Origin of the sequence: Mesorhizobium loti R88b, from assembly GCF_013170845.1 — a bacterium.
GTDB lineage: Bacteria > Pseudomonadota > Alphaproteobacteria > Rhizobiales > Rhizobiaceae > Mesorhizobium > Mesorhizobium loti_B.
On record NZ_CP033367.1, the window covers coordinates 5245825 to 5259773 of the forward strand.

Consider the following 13949-nt stretch of genomic DNA (forward strand, 5'->3'; position numbering starts at 1 on the left):
GATGGCGCAACCGGGCTGACTGCCGCACAGAGTCAGCAAACGGCCGCAAGGCCTTGACGCTGATGACAAAGCGCAAGCCGCTCGCCGCATCCCCGCAAGGTGCTGGGCGCACTATTATTCTCCCGGGCCGTTACTTTGCGGATTTGTTTGACTTTCAAATCCGCGCGTTCGGCTGCATTGCCTGCTGCACGGCATCCCGACCAATCCTTTTGTCATAAAGCTTGCCATGGCCTTTCGTCTTTTTGTTCCCATCCTTGCCGGCGCAACGCTGCGCGAGCGGCTGCTTGCCTGCATAGGGGCGACAATCGGCATCGCGCTGACTGGCGTGATCAGCGGTCTGGCGATGGGCGGCGGCCCGCATGTGGCCCTGCTGGTGGCGCCGATGGGTGCCTCCGCCGTCCTTCTCTTCGCCGTGCCCGCGAGCCCGTTGGCGCAGCCATGGTCGATTATCGGCGGAAACTCCATATCGGCGCTGGTGGGTGTGACCGTGGCGCATTTCATCCATGATCCGGTCATTGCCTCGGGCCTCGCCGTGGCGCTCGCCATCGCAGCGATGTCGTTCACGCGCTGCCTGCACCCGCCAGGCGGAGCGGCAGCACTGACGGCGGTGCTCGGCGGGCCGGCCGTTGTCAGCGCCGGCTTCCTGTTTCCGTTCGTGCCGGTGTCCTTGAATTCAATCATCCTGGTCGCGCTGGGCTTCCTTTTCCACAGGCTGGCGCGGCGCAACTATCCGCATGCCGCCGCACCCGCCACCAACAGCCACGGTACCGCCGATCCGCCGGCGCAACAGCGCGCGGGCTTCCGGCCCGAGGATATTGACGCCGCGCTGACCACGCTTGACGAAACCTTCGACATTGACCGCAACGACCTCGAACGGCTGCTGAGGCAAGTCGAGCTGCAGGCCATGGTGCGCTCGCACCGGACGCTGCTGTGCAAGGACATCATGTCCCGCGACGTGATTTCAGTGGCTGAGGGAGCCACGGCCGACGCGGCGCGCCAGCAGCTGCTTGATCACAACATCCGCACCTTGCCGGTGATCGACGCGGATGCCCGGCTGGTCGGCGCGGTCGGCCTGCGTGAGCTGACGAAGGCCACCGACACGGTGAAGGGCGTGATGTCGAAGGCCGGCACCGCCTCGCCCGAGACGCCCGCGATGAGCTTGCTTCCGGTTTTGACCGACGGCCGCAGCCATGCCGTGGTCATCGTCGACGGCGAGCGGCGCATTCTCGGCCTGATCACGCAGACCGACCTTCTGGCTGCGGCAGCACGCGTGCTGGCGGCAGACAAGGGATCTGCGGCAGCTTAGGATATCGAAGCCGATTGAGCAGCACCTGTTTGGAGGAGGAAGCGGGCTCTTCCGCCGGGCATCAAGGGCCAAGTGGCGGTGACGGTGCCTCGATCCGTGAGCCAGGCCGATCGCGTGCCGCCGAGGCTCGCCTGGCCTCGTCCGGCCGCGTGATATGTGTCCACGAGCCGTCGTAATTTGGCTTTCGCCGCTCGATCCAGGCATCGAGCCCTTCGCGCAGGTCTGTTGTCAGTGCCATTCGTGCGAACTGCTCGGCTTCGACAGCCAGGCCTTCGGCGATGCTCTGGTTGAGGCCCCTTGCCACCGCGGTGAGGATGCTGGCGACGGCCGGCCGGGAATGCCGCACAATACGCCTGGCCAGATCAAATGCCGCCGGCATCAGTTCGGCATGCGGGACAACCTCGTTGACGAGACCCAACTCAAGAGCCCGCGGCGGTGGAAACCAGTCGCCGGTCAAAAGCAGCTCCAGCGCCCGCTTGCGCCCGGCCAGCCTCGGCAAGCGTTGCGTTCCGCCAAAGGTCGGCGGCATTGCAAGGTTGATCTCGGGCTTGGCGAACAAGGCGCGGTCGCTGGCAATGGCAAGCGGCACGGCTTCCGTGATTTCGCAGCCGCCGCCGAAGGCGATACCGTTGACGGCGGCAATTATAGGCTTGCGGAAGGCTTCAAGCCGCGCGGTCAGCCGTTGGCCGCGCATGACGAAGTCGCGCATCGCGACATCCGCGCCACGTGCCACGCTCGCCGAGAATTCGTGGATATCGCCACCCGCCGAAAATGCCCGCTCGCCAGCTCCGGTGAGAATGACGGCGCGGACGCGGTCGTCGATTTCAATGTCGTCCAGAACCGCGAGCAGGCGATCGATCAGGGCATAGTTCAGAGCGTTGAGCTTTTCAGGGCGATTGAGGGTAAGGACGGTCACCCCGTCGCGGGTGTCGTTCAGGACAAGATCGGCCATTGTTCTTCCTTTCCAGGTATGGCGGAAAGGGATCACGCTTTCGATTGCGTGTATATTCACTAGTCGGTATACTTAACCCATGTCAGAAGCTGCCAGCCCGACCCGCAAACGCATCGTCGATGCAGCGACCAAGCTGTTCTATGCCGAGGGAATCGGTCGCGTCAGTGTCGACGCCGTTGCCGAGGAGGCGGGCCTCACCAAGCGGACACTTTATTACCACTTCAAGAGCAAGGACGACCTCATCGCGGCCTATCTCGACGGCCGCGATCAACCCAATCTGAAACGCATGGCCGGTTGGTTCGATGCCGCGGAAGGCGGCGTGGATCGCAAGGTCGAAGCGATTTTTGTCAATCTAGCCCGGTCCGCGCGCCATCCTAAGTGGAAGGGATGCGGCTTTCTGCGCACGGCAGCCGAACTCGCCTCGCTGCCCGGCCATCCGGCGGTCAAGGTCGGAGCGCGCCACAAGTTGAATTTTGAAGCGTGGCTGGCCGGCGCCTTGTCCGACCACGGCATTGAGGAACCACAGACGCTGGCGCGCGAGATCGTGCTTCTGATCGACGGCTCGTTTTCGATCATGCTGATCCACCGCAATCCCGACTATATCGAAGCCGCGGGACGCGCTGCGGCGACACTTGTCCGGGCGAGATCCCGGAACAACGACTGACCGGCGCCGCTTGGAGCGTGGCCGGCAAGCATGCTATCGCAAGGCCAGGAGGCGGCGATGCGTGTGATTTTCCGATGCGATCCAATGCTGGTCGAGCACTTGCCGCGCCCGATCCTGGCGCGCGGCACGCTGCCGGATTGGCTGCGCGCAATGCCCGCCACCGCCTATTCGGCGATCCATGGCCGCGACATTCGCACGCTCAAGCAGTGCCCGCCGGTGGTTGACGCGATGACCTATGGCTTCATGGTGCTGCTGCCGTGCGACGTCGTCGTCGACAAGGGTACTTTTTCTTGGAACTGGAATATCCCGGACCCGGTCACCAAAAACCACCCGAGAGCGCCTCTGAGCTTTCACACTCCGGGCCAACTCGCCGGCAGCCCGTTTGCCAATCCAGGCCACGCCGCCCTTAAATTCAACAGCTTCTGGACCATTGAGGTCGAGGACGGTTGGTCACTGTTCGCGACCCACCCGGTCAATCGCGGGGATCTTCCCTTCAGGCTGGTGACGGGTCTGGTGGATTCCGACCGGTTCAGCGACGGCGGCATCAATTTCCCGGCGGTCTGGACGGAGCCCGAATTCTCCGGCGTGCTCCGGAAAGGAACTCCGGTCGCGCAATGCTTTGCGGTTCCGCGGGCCACGCCTCAGCTCGAATACGAGGTGTTCGACGAGAAACGGCAGGCATCCTATGCGCAGACGGTCGCGGATGTCCTGTCAACGCCCGGCGTCTACCGCAAGCGCTTTCGCGCCCGGCGGGGGCGCGCCGCCGGCGAGTGAGCGACGCAGCGCTTCCTCATCGAGCCACAGCCTGCCGCTCGGTACCGATGTGAGCGCCATGGCGATCACGCCGAACGTGGATGGGCGCAGACGATAGGCCATCGAATACGCCGCCATGGCCCCGTCGAGGTCGCCGGTTTCCTGCAAGACGACGCCCAGATTGACGGCTGCCTCCGGTGCGTCCGGGTTCATCTCCAGCACCCGTCGATAGGCCTGGGCAGCACCGCCGAACTTGCGCATGTCCTGGCGCACTAGCCCGAGGTCGAACCAGGCAGCCGGATGCCCACCGCCGGCGACGGCGCGTTCGAGGAAGGCTTCCGCCTCCAGCGGCTCGCCGCGTCCCCACGCAAGGCGCCCGAGGCGGGCCATTGCCTCCTCGGATTTTGGTTCCCTTTGCAAGGTGAGTGTCCAGGATGCACGAGCGGCCGAGGCATCGCCTGCCTGATCGAGAGTGCGTGCCCGCTCGAGCAGGATCTCCGACTTCGACGATTGCCTTGCCGCGCGATCCAGGAGTTGCAAAGCCGCTTCAAACCGGCCTTCGGCCCGAGCAATCCGGCATGCGAGAATCAGGGCTGGCACATTGTCCGGACGAGCGGCAAGGCTCGCTTCGATGCGCGCACGAGCCTCCGGCAAGTCGGCCCGCGCGAACAGGACCGCCGCCATCAGATGGCAAAGCGCCGGATCGTCCGGGTGCTGCTTCAGGCCCAGCTCACATAAATCCGCTGCCTGACCGTGATTGCCGGAATTGAAAGCGGCCACAGCCCGGCGGATCAAATCTCCAGTTTCACCTTGATTGGCGTTCACCATTGCTCTGCCGCCCCTCTAGAACCCCAGCGCCAGCCATGCCGTTCCGGCGACGAGCGTGATCAGCGTCAGCGGCAAGCCGACTTTGAAGAAGGCGCCGAAAGACAGCGGCGTGCCTGCAGTTTTGGCTTGCTCGGCGACGATCAGGTTGGCGACCGAGCCGAGCAGCGTGAAATTACCGGCGAGCGTCGAGCTCATCGCCACCACCAGCCAGGCGCGTTCGGGGTTTTCCAGCCCAGGTATGAACGGCCGCAAGGCCAGCACGGCCGGCACATTGCTCATGATGTTGGACAGCACCGCGGTGAAACCCGACAGACGCCAGACATCGTTGAGGCCGAGATTCTTGGCCGAGGCGATGAGATCAGGCGTCAGCAGCATCTTTTCGGCGCCGGCAACGACCACGAACAGACCGGCGAACATGAACAGCAGCGGCCCGTCGATCTCGCGATAAATGCGTTCCGGCTTGATGGCGCGGGTGAGCAGGAGAATGGCGCCACCGATCAATGCGGCCTTGGCAACGGGAACGCCTGCGAAGAAAGCAATCGCCAGCCCGATGCAGACAATCACTGCCTTCAGCACCTGCCCTCGATGCATGCGGCCACGCGAAACTTCTGGGGTCAATTGGGCGGTGCGGGTGAATTCGGCCCGATAGACGATGCGCACGATGACGATGACGGCGACCAGGCCGAACAGGGCGACCGGCGCCAGCGCCGCCGCAAAAGCCGGATAGGAAATGCCCGACAGCGCGCCGATGACCATGTTCTGCGGATTGCCGGTGATGGTGGCGACGCTGCCGCAGTTTGACGCGGTGGCGGTGGCGATCAAATACGGAACCGGGTTGCGGTTGATGACGCGGGTGACGTGGACGACGATCGGCGCCATGACCAGGCAGATGGCATCGTTGACCAGGAAGGCCGACAGCACACCGGTGAGCAGCGTCACCATCACCAAGAGCATGAACGGCGCATGCGCATGTTCGATGGCGATGGCGCCAAGACCGCGAAAGGCACCGGAGACCTTCAGATGCGCGACCACGATCATCATGCCGAGCAGAAGCGTGATGGTGTCGAAATTGATTGCCCGGTAGGCATCCTCCATGCTGAGCGCGCCGATGGCGATCATCGCGGCGCCACCAAGCAGCGCAATGCCTGCCCGGTCGAGACGAAGGCCAGGGATGCGGCCAATGGCGACGCCGGCATAGGTCAGGACCAGGATCAGCAGTGCCGCCGCGCCCATCAATGTCATTGTTAGGAAGTCCTGCTCGATCTGTTGGCCCACCGATGTCGGCCGCCCGGTGGTTTGATTTGCGCCAGCTTTAGCGCGATGTTGGAAGCGATGCCAAACGGATTGGGCAAACTGTCGTTCCACGGCTTGCGCCGCTAGTGTCGATAAAAATCCAGCCGCTGTTGCAAAGCCTGTGGTGAAAACAGTTGCTCGACGGTCCGCCGCGCTCTGTGGCCCACGGTCGCTCGCAGCGCCGGATCGCTTTTGAGATCGGCCAGGATCCGCAATGCCTGTTGTGTCGTCTCGATCAGAAAACCGCTTTCGCCATGGCTGATGTGGTCGGCATAGCCGCCATGCGAATGACAGACCACGGGCAAGCCACAAGCCATCGCCTCGATCACCACGCGGCCGAACGTCTCCACATGCGAGCCGGTGCGGTAGTACAACACGTCGAGCGTCGGCAGGAATTTTTCTGCCGCAAATTGACCCACCGGCAGGAGTTCTAACTGTGGATGCGGCGCAAGCCTGTCTTTGAGCTGCGTGCCACCCTGGATCCGCACCGCGACGCCCTTCGCCAGCAATGCCTCGTATAGCGACACATCGTCGGCATGATGTTTGTCCGGCGTGTCCCTGCTCATGCGCCCAATCGTGAACGCACCGCCGCCTCTTTCCAGCCGTGGCGAAAATCGCCCGATATCGATCGGTGATGGGTGCACGACGCCGTCGGCCTGCAATATACGTTTTTGAAAATCGGAGACCAGAACCAGTTCGGCGCCGGGCCAACCCAGCAGGGCCGGCATGCGCGTCGTCAGCGCCATGACTTTGGGGTGAAAGGTGCTGAAGTCGTAGATCAATCGGCGTGGGCGCGGTATCAGGTAGGGCCAAATCTTGTTTCGCCAATGCGCACCGATAAAGACATAAGTGCCACCGTCCGGAACCTGTCGCGTCAGCGGCGAGATGCGGCGGATCGGAAATTGGCGCATCAACTCGTCTGACACCCTTGACGATGCCGCCCAAAGACGTGCCCCGGCCTCGGCACCTAGCAGCCGATACAATTCGAGGGTCTTGAGTTCACTGCCGCCAAATGGATCTTGAAAGCCATTGAACAGGTGAATCATGCGCTCTCGCGCTTGACTGGTTCGGCCATCTATCTGCCCCTAATACCCAAGTCCTTGGCCGGAAGCCGGCTCAGGACGCCCGGGCGAAAGAAATAGAGCGGGCTTTGGAAATGGCCATAGCGGCGCGAATGAATGGATTAGATATCACTCATATTTGATGACGGTCGTATCGACGTATCATCGGAAAGCGCTGTCGCACGCATAGCTTCCGCAAAAGCGAGACGACCAGACATCACTATCGTCGGTAGAAATTCAGCCGCTCCAGCTGTGCCTGCGGCGAAAACAGTTGCTCGACGGTCCGCCGCGCCCTGTGACCCACGGTCGCGCGCAGCGCCGGGTCTGCCTTGAGCTCCGCCAGGATTCGCGATGCCTGTTGCGTCGTCTCGAACAGAAAACCATTTTCGCCATGCCTGATATGGTCGGCATAGCCGCCATGCGAATGGCAGACCACGGGCAAGCCGCAGGCCATTGCCTCGAACACCACGCGGCCGAACGTCTCCACATGCGAGCCGGTGCGATAGTAGAACACGTCGAGCGTCGGCAGGAACTGTTCGGCGGCAAATTGGCCTTCCGGCAGGAGTTCGAGCAGCGGGTGCGGCGCGAGCCTGTCCTTGAGCGGCATCCCGCCCTGGATCCGTACCGCAGCGCCATCGGCCAGCAAGGCCTCATAGAGCGCCAAATCGTCGGGATGATGCTTGTCCGCCGTATCGCGGCTCAGTCGCCCCACCGTGAACGGGCCATCGGGTCTTGCCGACCGTGGGGAGAACCGGTCGATATCGATCGGCGATGGATGCACGGTACCTTCGACCTGCAGCAGGCGCCGTTGGAAGTCGGAGATCAGCACCAGTTCGGCATCGGGCCAGCCCAGCAGGCGCGGCATACGCGTGGTCAGCGCGATGATCTTCGGATGAAAGGTGTTGAAGACGTAGATCAGCCGGTGCGGCCGCGCGATCAGGTAAGGCCATATCTTGTTACGCCAATGCGCGCCAAGAAAGACATAGGTGCCGCCGTCCGGCACGTCGCGCGTTGTCGGCGAGACACGGCGAATCGGAAATTGCCGCATCAGTTCATCTGACACGCGCGAAGAGGTTGCCCACAGACGCACATGCTGCTCGGCGCCCAACAGCCGATACAGCTCCAGGGTTTCGCGTTCACTGCCGCCAAACGGGTTTTGAAAACCGTTGAACAAATGGATCATGATCGGTGCGCTTGCCTGGCCTTGTCCGGGGCAGTCTCGTCACTCGTTCACCGGCACCAAAAAGGTCGTGGCCGCACTGGCGGCCTGGACGCCCGAAGAGCTCAAGAAAGCAGAAATATCTCTAGCAATGCCTATACATTACTTGCCGGGAGGAAGCATACCCAAAAGAAAGCGTCAAGGAAGTGGCCTTCATCCGCCCCCCACTCATTCGCTCTGCAAGACTGCGGTCAATGCACCGTGGCGACGCTGGGCTGAGACACCTGGGAGGCTTCCGTCGGGTCGAAACTGACCTGATCGCGTCCGTTCGATTTGGCGGCATAGAGCCGTCTGTCGGCGGCGGAGAATATCGCCTCGTAGGTCGTCGGGCCGCTGAAGCTTGTGCCTCCGATCGAGACGGAGAGCGGACAGGAGCGGCCGCCGGGCGAAAAGTCCATCTCGCGTATTCGTCGGCGGATGGCTTCGGCAACCAGCCAGGATTGCGAGGGATCGACACCGGGAAGGAACACGCCAAACTCCTCGCCGCCAATGCGGCCAACGATATCGCCGCCGCGCAGTTGTCCCTTGATCGCCTGCGCGATCAGCTTGAGCGCCTGGTCGCCACAGTCATGGCCGAGGCGGTCGTTGATCGCCTTGAAGTGGTCGGCGTCGATGATCAGCAACGCGCCGGAACGGGTCTGCTCCTGCTTGCGGGTCTGCTCGAGATAGGCCTCGACCAGCATCGAGAAGGCGCCACGGTTCAGCACCGCCGTCAGGCTGTCCGTCGCGGCAACGATGCTGAGGTCGCGCTGGGCTATGGCCAGTTGGCGGATCTTCCACATGAGAAGAAACAGAAACGACCCGCCCAGCACCAGGGGCAGCATGAGATCTGTCAGTTGCGCCCGCCACACGGCCTCGGGTGAAAGATAGGGGAAATTGAACGAATCGACGAAGAACGCCACGGCAATGAAGAATGCCGTACCGGCAGCCGTGACCGCGATCACCCTGCCCCAGCTCGTCGGCGACAGATCGAGCTTCATTGCGTTCAACTCCGTTAGTCGCCGCTACTATGACGTACCAACGCAAACAAAATGATAAGACTTTCCTTCAATTCGAGATCAGATGACCAGAAACCGGAGCACGCTCACCCCATGGGGTGCCGTGCTCGGGCGATGGAAGCGAGCTCGTTCGCCGAACTTCGGGTAGATCCGGAGAAATCCTTGATATCAGCGGCTGGGCGCCGGTCCACCCGTCTCGACGACGAAGGATGCCGCGATCAGATCGTCGGCATCCAGTCGTAGCGAACCATCGCCGGCCCCCATGATGGCGGCGACCTTGTGGAAGGTCTTCATCTCATGATCGGAAATTTCGGCATCCTGCATTCTGGCCCTGAGTTCAGCGATACGTCGCCCCAACGCAGGGGACGTTCCAATTTCACGTTTCGACATGGCCTGGTTTTCTCCTCCCCCAACCCGCTTTGTTTGCCCCGCCCATTCGCCGGCCGCACTTTGCCTTTTGTGAGGCTCCGCGAATACAAGGCCCCGAACGCGTGGTGTGGGCTAAGGTTCCAGGCTTCGCGGATCACGAAATAATTCCGGCGCGACCACGCCAATGGGCGAAAAATCGAAACCCAACTCCTCGTTGAGCGGGGTTGTGGTGGACAATCAATGACCGGTCGAAAGCGCGGGCCGCTGTCGCGGTGGGCGCCTCGATCGCGTGGGATATGAGATGATGGTCGGAGTGGAGAGATTCGAACTCCCGACCCTCTGGTCCCAAACCAGATGCGCTACCAGCCTGCGCTACACTCCGAACGGTCTGTTGCCTATTCATTTCGGTGTTACATGGCAAGTGCAAAAACCTTGCCGACATGCTCATTGCGCAGTAATGACGGGCGAAGGGTGGCGATGCCGCCTTGGATAATAACGAGGTGGCCATGTCCGCGCGCATTTTCAGCCCTGCCAAAACCGCAATGCAGTCCGGCAAGGCCAAGACTGGTCAATGGGTGCTGGAATTCGACCCGGAGATGCGCAAGAAGATCGATCCCCTGATGGGCTACACGACCTCGGGAGACATGAAGAGCCAGATCAGGCTCACCTTCGACACAAGGGAAGAGGCAGTTGCCTATGCTGAAAAGCAAGGGCTGACCTTCCGTGTCGAGGAGCCAAAAGAGACCAAGCGCCGCCAGATTTCCTATGCGGAGAATTTCCGCTATGACCGCAGGACGCCCTGGACGCATTGATCGGCGGCCAGCGCCAAGTATCCAGCCGGCCCAACGGGGCCGGCCAGCGGTCCCGTAGCTCAGCTGGATAGAGCACCGGCCTTCTAAGCCGATGGTCACAGGTTCGAATCCTGTCGGGATCGCCAATAATTTCAATGACCTGCGCCAGTCTGAATGGCTGACCATCTCCGCATGTGGGTAGCCAACAAAGGTCGAAAGAGAATGAGCACGAACGACAGGCCTGTCATCACCCGAAAAGGCCAGGAGAGCAGCAAGACCAGCCAGTCCGGCGGCATGGCGCTGGTGACCGGGGTTGGGCCGCAACACACGTCGGCGACGAAGCTGTGGTTCGGCAAGGCCAGCAATGCGCCCGGCTTTCGGTCGCTGCCGCACCACCATGGCGAGGCGGAAACCGGCGCTTATCTGCTGTCTGGCAACGCCCGCATCTATTTCGGCGACAACTACCAGGAGTTCGTGGAATTGTCGGCGGGCGACTTCATGTTCGTGCCGCCGTTCCTGCCGCATCTCGAAGCCAATATGAGCACCACGGAAGAATTGTGGTGGCTGGCCTGCCGCACTCCGGAAAACATCGTGATCAATCTGCCTGATGTCGACGACGCGCAACTCGCCGGCTACCGACGCGCCTGAGCGTTGCTGAAGACAACTGGTCCACGCTTTGTCGTCGTCGCCGCCTGCTACGTGGCGGTGCATACCGCGGTCTATCTGCTGGTCCGGCATCTGACTGGGCTGTGGGCGTAAAGGGGCCGCCTTTTAAAGGACACTCCGTCGACCGCGCGGTCTGAAGGCAAGCTCGCCGGGCGAGAACCCCAACACCTCATTCCCGGCGAGCCTACAACCTGATTTGGAACGCAATCAGGACCGGGGTCAGCCGGCAAGCCTGCGCAGCAAGATGGGTGCCAGCTGTTGTTTCCCGAAATGGGACGGTGTCTGGGGACGCCGGAGCGGCTATTTGCAGGCCGGCTCAATATCGAGGTTCTCTAGATCAGGATGACGTTTGGTTGAATCGTCATGCCGATCTAACTCTTTGTTGGAGCATCATCTCTGGACAAACGGAAACCGTTTGTCCGAGAAAACCGGTTCCCACTTTTCAGGATCATGCTCTAAATCCCGAACTCGCCCTGCCCCTCATCCATGGCGTTGACCGTTTCGGCGGCCAGCGCCCGCGTGATCGGCGTCTTGCGCTCGAGTGCCGTTCGGTCCAGCCGTTCCACCACGCGCATCGCTGTCGCCAGCGAGCGTTCGATGCGCCGCACCAGATACTGCACGACATGCGGTTCGACCTCGACCTGGCGGTCGGCGAACAGCTTGGTGATGACACCGGCCAGCAGGAGATCGTCCGGCTCATGGATCTCGACTGTCGCCGCCGCCTTCAGCCGTGAAGCCAGATCGGGCAGCGAAACACCCCAGGCGGATGGAAAGCGGCGTGCGGTCAACAGCAGCGTCGACCCGGCGCCGCGCACCGCATTGATCAGATGGAACAGGCCTTGTTCGTCGATCGCGCGTGCATCGACATCGTCGATCAGCGCCGGGCTGGCGCCGAGATTTGTGATGCTGTCACCAATGCGCCCGGCATTCACGGCCACGGCGTTGGCGCGCGCGGCCCAGATCGAGGCCAGATGCGTCTTGCCGGATCCCGCGGGGCCTGCCAGCACCACCACCGGCGAGGGCCAGTCCGGCCATCGATCGATCAGCGTTACCGCCTGGTTGTTGGTGCCGGAGACGACGAGGTCGTCAAGCGAATAGCCAGTGCCATGGCCGAGATCGAGCGGCAGTTGGCGCGGCGGATCGGTTCGCTGGGCCGTCACTTCAACGACGCGGTTGCGTGCGGTGGCCGCCGCCACGATCGGCAGGCAGAGGTGGCGCGGGCTCCGTCGCGTGGCCCTTGTAGAGCGGCGATTCGAGGTAGCGGGCGATAGCAAACCGCACCAGCACTGCAACGGCCGCCGAAGCCGGCACGGCAATCAGCAGGCCAACGAAGCCGAACAGTGCGCCGAAGGCAAACAGCGCGAACATCAGCCACACCGGGTGCAGTCCAACGCTTTTGCCGACCAGCCTGGGCTGCAGGATGTTGCCTTCGATGAACTGGCCGATGAAAAAGACCACCGCGACGGCGACAACCATCATCCAATCCGGCGAAAACTGGACGAAAGCGACGCCGACGGCCAGCACCAGTCCGGTTAGCGAGCCGACATAGGGGATGAACGAGATCAGCCCTGCGAACAGGCCGATGAGGATAGCGAAATTCAACCCGGTCAGCGTCAGGCCGGTGGCGTACATGGCGCCCAGCACCAGGCAGAGAGTGCCCTGCCCGCGCACGAAGCCGGCGGTGGCGGTGTTGATGTCGCGGGCGATGCCGCGCACGGTGGCGACATGGTCGCGTGGCACCCAGCTGTCGATGACGGCGACCATGCGGTCCCAGTCGAGCAGCATGTAGAAGGCGACCACCGGCGTCACCACGAACAGGCTGACCACCGAGACCAGCGCCATGCCGGAACTCCACAGCGATGTGAACACTGTTGTGATCAGGCCAAAGCCGGAGGTCAGCAGCGAGTTCAAACCGTCGCGCAAGCCGTTGGCGTTGACGCCGAATTTCTGCTCCAGCCATTTCGGGTCAAAGGAGGTGAGCAGGCTCTGGAGCCGGGTCAGGTACTCCGGCAACTTTCCGGCGAATTGGGACATCTGCGTCGCCAGCACCGGAATGAGGACGACAAAGGCCAGCACCAGAACGATCAGGAAGGTGACGAGGATGACGACCGTCGCCATGAAGCGGGACAGGCCGAACCGCTGCAGCCGGTCCGCGACCGGATCGAGGAAATAAGCAAGCACCATTCCCGCCACGAACGGCAACAGGATGTTACTGAAGATATAGAGGAAAAGGGCGAGCAAAACCGCGCCAGCCACCCAGAACGAGATCTGCCGGCGGAACGCCGAGGCCGCGGCAAGATTGGCAGCCGCAGCCTCCAACACTACCGCTTCTTTCTCAGATGTCCGGATTGGAGCCTTCGCCATAGCCGCTCATATGCCTCAGCCAAGCCACGAGATAGGCCGCGGCCGAAGCCACGGTCAAGACCCCGGACAGCAATATGAGGGCTGGCCGCAGAGGGTCGAGGTGCACGGCAAAGGCAAGTTCGCCCAGCACAACCGCCGCCAGCACGATCTGGATGGCAGTATTGGCCTTCGACACCAGAAACGGTTTTATCTCGACCGGCTGAGCCATCACCGTGGACAACAGGACCGCGCAGACGATCAGCGCGTCGCGCGACACCATGGTGACGACCAGCCACAGCGGCAGTTGTCCGATGAAGCCCAGGACGACGAACACCGAGACCAGAAGCAGCTTGTCGGCCATCGGATCGAGATAGGCGCCAAGCCTGGACTGCTGGTTGAAACGGCGGGCGATGAAGCCGTCGACGCCATCCGAGACGCCGGCGACAAGGAAACCCGCAAAAGCCCAGTCCCAGCGCGCCTGCAGCATGGCCAGCACCACGGCAGGCACCAGGACTAGGCGCAGGGTGGTGATCAGGTTGGGGATGGTCAACGCATTGTCCCGCCGCGTCTTTTGTTGAGAGATAGATGAGGGAGATGGGGTGGGCGCGCAAGGGATGAGCGACGCAGAAGCTGCTGACCTCCCCCTCGTAGGCCACAAAGGGGGAGATCGGCCGCCGCCGCTTCGCCAATCGCTTTTGTCGGGGGC

15 protein-coding genes and 2 tRNA genes are annotated in these 13949 nt (G+C 62.4%); 6 read left to right on the forward strand and 11 right to left on the reverse strand.

Annotated features, from left to right (window positions below):
• Positions 1 to 226 precede the first annotated feature (226 nt).
• Complete coding sequence (locus EB235_RS25725) at positions 227 to 1306, forward strand: HPP family protein (protein ID WP_027034587.1); 1080 nt, start codon at positions 227 to 229, stop codon at positions 1304 to 1306.
• A 61-nt stretch (positions 1307 to 1367) separates the two neighbouring features.
• Here EB235_RS25725 and EB235_RS25730 read toward each other — a convergent pair whose 3' ends face one another.
• Positions 1368 to 2258, reverse strand: coding sequence for a crotonase/enoyl-CoA hydratase family protein (locus EB235_RS25730; protein ID WP_027034586.1), 891 nt, complete (start codon positions 2256 to 2258; stop codon positions 1368 to 1370).
• A gap of 79 nt (positions 2259 to 2337) precedes the next feature.
• On the opposite strand from EB235_RS25730, the gene EB235_RS25735 reads away from it, so the two are divergent.
• Both EB235_RS25735 and EB235_RS25740 read left to right on the forward strand, forming a co-directional pair.
• A complete protein-coding gene (locus tag EB235_RS25735; RefSeq protein WP_027034585.1) occupies positions 2338 to 2922 on the forward strand; it encodes a TetR/AcrR family transcriptional regulator in 585 nt (194 codons plus the stop codon).
• A gap of 84 nt (positions 2923 to 3006) precedes the next feature.
• Positions 3007 to 3696, forward strand: coding sequence for a hypothetical protein (locus EB235_RS25740; protein WP_245268940.1), 690 nt, complete (start codon positions 3007 to 3009; stop codon positions 3694 to 3696).
• Here EB235_RS25740 and EB235_RS25745 read toward each other — a convergent pair.
• The 7 genes from EB235_RS25745 to EB235_RS25775 form a co-directional block, all read right to left on the reverse strand.
• Positions 3634 to 4503, reverse strand: coding sequence for a tetratricopeptide repeat protein (locus EB235_RS25745; RefSeq protein ID WP_027034583.1), 870 nt, complete (start codon positions 4501 to 4503; stop codon positions 3634 to 3636). The two genes, EB235_RS25740 and EB235_RS25745, sit on opposite strands and share 63 nt — an antisense overlap.
• Before the next feature lie 15 nt (positions 4504 to 4518).
• Entirely contained in the window at positions 4519 to 5745 is a 1227-nt protein-coding gene (locus EB235_RS25750; RefSeq protein ID WP_027034582.1) for an anion transporter, read from the reverse strand.
• Positions 5746 to 5879: 134 nt separating this feature from the next.
• Positions 5880 to 6842 (reverse strand): glycosyltransferase family 4 protein, encoded by a 963-nt coding sequence (locus EB235_RS25755; protein WP_027034581.1) that lies wholly within the window; start codon positions 6840 to 6842, stop codon positions 5880 to 5882.
• A gap of 235 nt (positions 6843 to 7077) precedes the next feature.
• On the reverse strand, positions 7078 to 8040 hold the full coding sequence (locus tag EB235_RS25760; protein WP_027034580.1) for a glycosyltransferase family 4 protein: 963 nt from the start codon (positions 8038 to 8040) through the stop codon (positions 7078 to 7080).
• Positions 8041 to 8267: 227 nt separating this feature from the next.
• Entirely contained in the window at positions 8268 to 9056 is a 789-nt protein-coding gene (locus EB235_RS25765) for a GGDEF domain-containing protein (protein ID WP_027034579.1), read from the reverse strand.
• Positions 9057 to 9242: 186 nt separating this feature from the next.
• Positions 9243 to 9464, reverse strand: a complete 222-nt coding sequence (locus EB235_RS25770; RefSeq protein ID WP_027034578.1) for a hypothetical protein — start codon at positions 9462 to 9464, stop codon at positions 9243 to 9245.
• Between the two features lie 284 nt (positions 9465 to 9748).
• Positions 9749 to 9825: transfer RNA gene (locus tag EB235_RS25775), tRNA-Pro, on the reverse strand.
• 124 nt (positions 9826 to 9949) lie between these two features.
• Between EB235_RS25775 and EB235_RS25780 the strand changes: the two genes are divergently transcribed.
• From EB235_RS25780 to EB235_RS25790, 3 genes are all read left to right on the forward strand, one after another.
• Positions 9950 to 10255, forward strand: a complete 306-nt coding sequence (locus EB235_RS25780; protein ID WP_027034577.1) for an ETC complex I subunit — start codon at positions 9950 to 9952, stop codon at positions 10253 to 10255.
• A gap of 48 nt (positions 10256 to 10303) precedes the next feature.
• Positions 10304 to 10380, forward strand: a tRNA-Arg gene (locus tag EB235_RS25785).
• Between the two features lie 76 nt (positions 10381 to 10456).
• The gene (locus tag EB235_RS25790; RefSeq protein WP_027034576.1) at positions 10457 to 10882 is read left to right on the forward strand and encodes a cupin domain-containing protein; all 426 of its coding nucleotides are present in this window, start codon (positions 10457 to 10459) and stop codon (positions 10880 to 10882) included.
• Positions 10883 to 11355: 473 nt separating this feature from the next.
• Here the strand turns inward: EB235_RS25790 and hdaA are convergent, their stop codons facing one another.
• The 3 genes from hdaA to EB235_RS25805 are packed head-to-tail and all read right to left on the reverse strand — an operon-like array spanning position 11356 to position 13793.
• Positions 11356 to 12060 carry a DnaA regulatory inactivator HdaA gene (gene hdaA / locus EB235_RS25795; RefSeq protein WP_027034575.1) on the reverse strand — a complete coding sequence of 235 codons (705 nt, stop codon included), beginning with the start codon at positions 12058 to 12060 and terminating at the stop codon, positions 11356 to 11358.
• A 1-nt stretch (position 12061) separates the two neighbouring features.
• Positions 12062 to 13264: an AI-2E family transporter gene (locus tag EB235_RS25800; RefSeq protein ID WP_027034574.1), complete on the reverse strand. Its 1203-nt coding sequence runs from the start codon at positions 13262 to 13264 to the stop codon at positions 12062 to 12064.
• A complete protein-coding gene (locus EB235_RS25805; RefSeq protein WP_027034573.1) occupies positions 13236 to 13793 on the reverse strand; it encodes a CDP-alcohol phosphatidyltransferase family protein in 558 nt (185 codons plus the stop codon). Before EB235_RS25805 ends, EB235_RS25800 begins: the two co-directional genes overlap by 29 nt.
• Between the last annotated feature and the right edge of the window lie 156 nt (positions 13794 to 13949).

Excerpts from the sequence above, each read along its gene's own strand:
- EB235_RS25745 (WP_027034583.1), bottom strand. The coding sequence starts at position 4,503 with ATGGTGAACGCCAATCAAGGTGAAACTGGAGATTTGATCCGCCGGGCT.
- EB235_RS25735 (WP_027034585.1), top strand. The coding sequence starts at position 2,338 with ATGTCAGAAGCTGCCAGCCCGACCCGCAAACGCATCGTCGATGCAGCG.
- EB235_RS25730 (WP_027034586.1), bottom strand. The coding sequence starts at position 2,258 with ATGGCCGATCTTGTCCTGAACGACACCCGCGACGGGGTGACCGTCCTT.
- EB235_RS25780 (WP_027034577.1), top strand. The coding sequence starts at position 9,950 with ATGTCCGCGCGCATTTTCAGCCCTGCCAAAACCGCAATGCAGTCCGGC.
- EB235_RS25755 (WP_027034581.1), bottom strand. The coding sequence starts at position 6,842 with ATGATTCACCTGTTCAATGGCTTTCAAGATCCATTTGGCGGCAGTGAA.
- EB235_RS25725 (WP_027034587.1), top strand. The coding sequence starts at position 227 with ATGGCCTTTCGTCTTTTTGTTCCCATCCTTGCCGGCGCAACGCTGCGC.
- EB235_RS25790 (WP_027034576.1), top strand. The coding sequence starts at position 10,457 with ATGAGCACGAACGACAGGCCTGTCATCACCCGAAAAGGCCAGGAGAGC.
- EB235_RS25750 (WP_027034582.1), bottom strand. The coding sequence starts at position 5,745 with ATGACATTGATGGGCGCGGCGGCACTGCTGATCCTGGTCCTGACCTAT.
- EB235_RS25760 (WP_027034580.1), bottom strand. The coding sequence starts at position 8,040 with ATGATCCATTTGTTCAACGGTTTTCAAAACCCGTTTGGCGGCAGTGAA.
- EB235_RS25740 (WP_245268940.1), top strand. The coding sequence starts at position 3,007 with ATGCTGGTCGAGCACTTGCCGCGCCCGATCCTGGCGCGCGGCACGCTG.
- EB235_RS25765 (WP_027034579.1), bottom strand. The coding sequence starts at position 9,056 with ATGAAGCTCGATCTGTCGCCGACGAGCTGGGGCAGGGTGATCGCGGTC.
- EB235_RS25770 (WP_027034578.1), bottom strand. The coding sequence starts at position 9,464 with ATGTCGAAACGTGAAATTGGAACGTCCCCTGCGTTGGGGCGACGTATC.
- EB235_RS25800 (WP_027034574.1), bottom strand. The coding sequence starts at position 13,264 with ATGGCGAAGGCTCCAATCCGGACATCTGAGAAAGAAGCGGTAGTGTTG.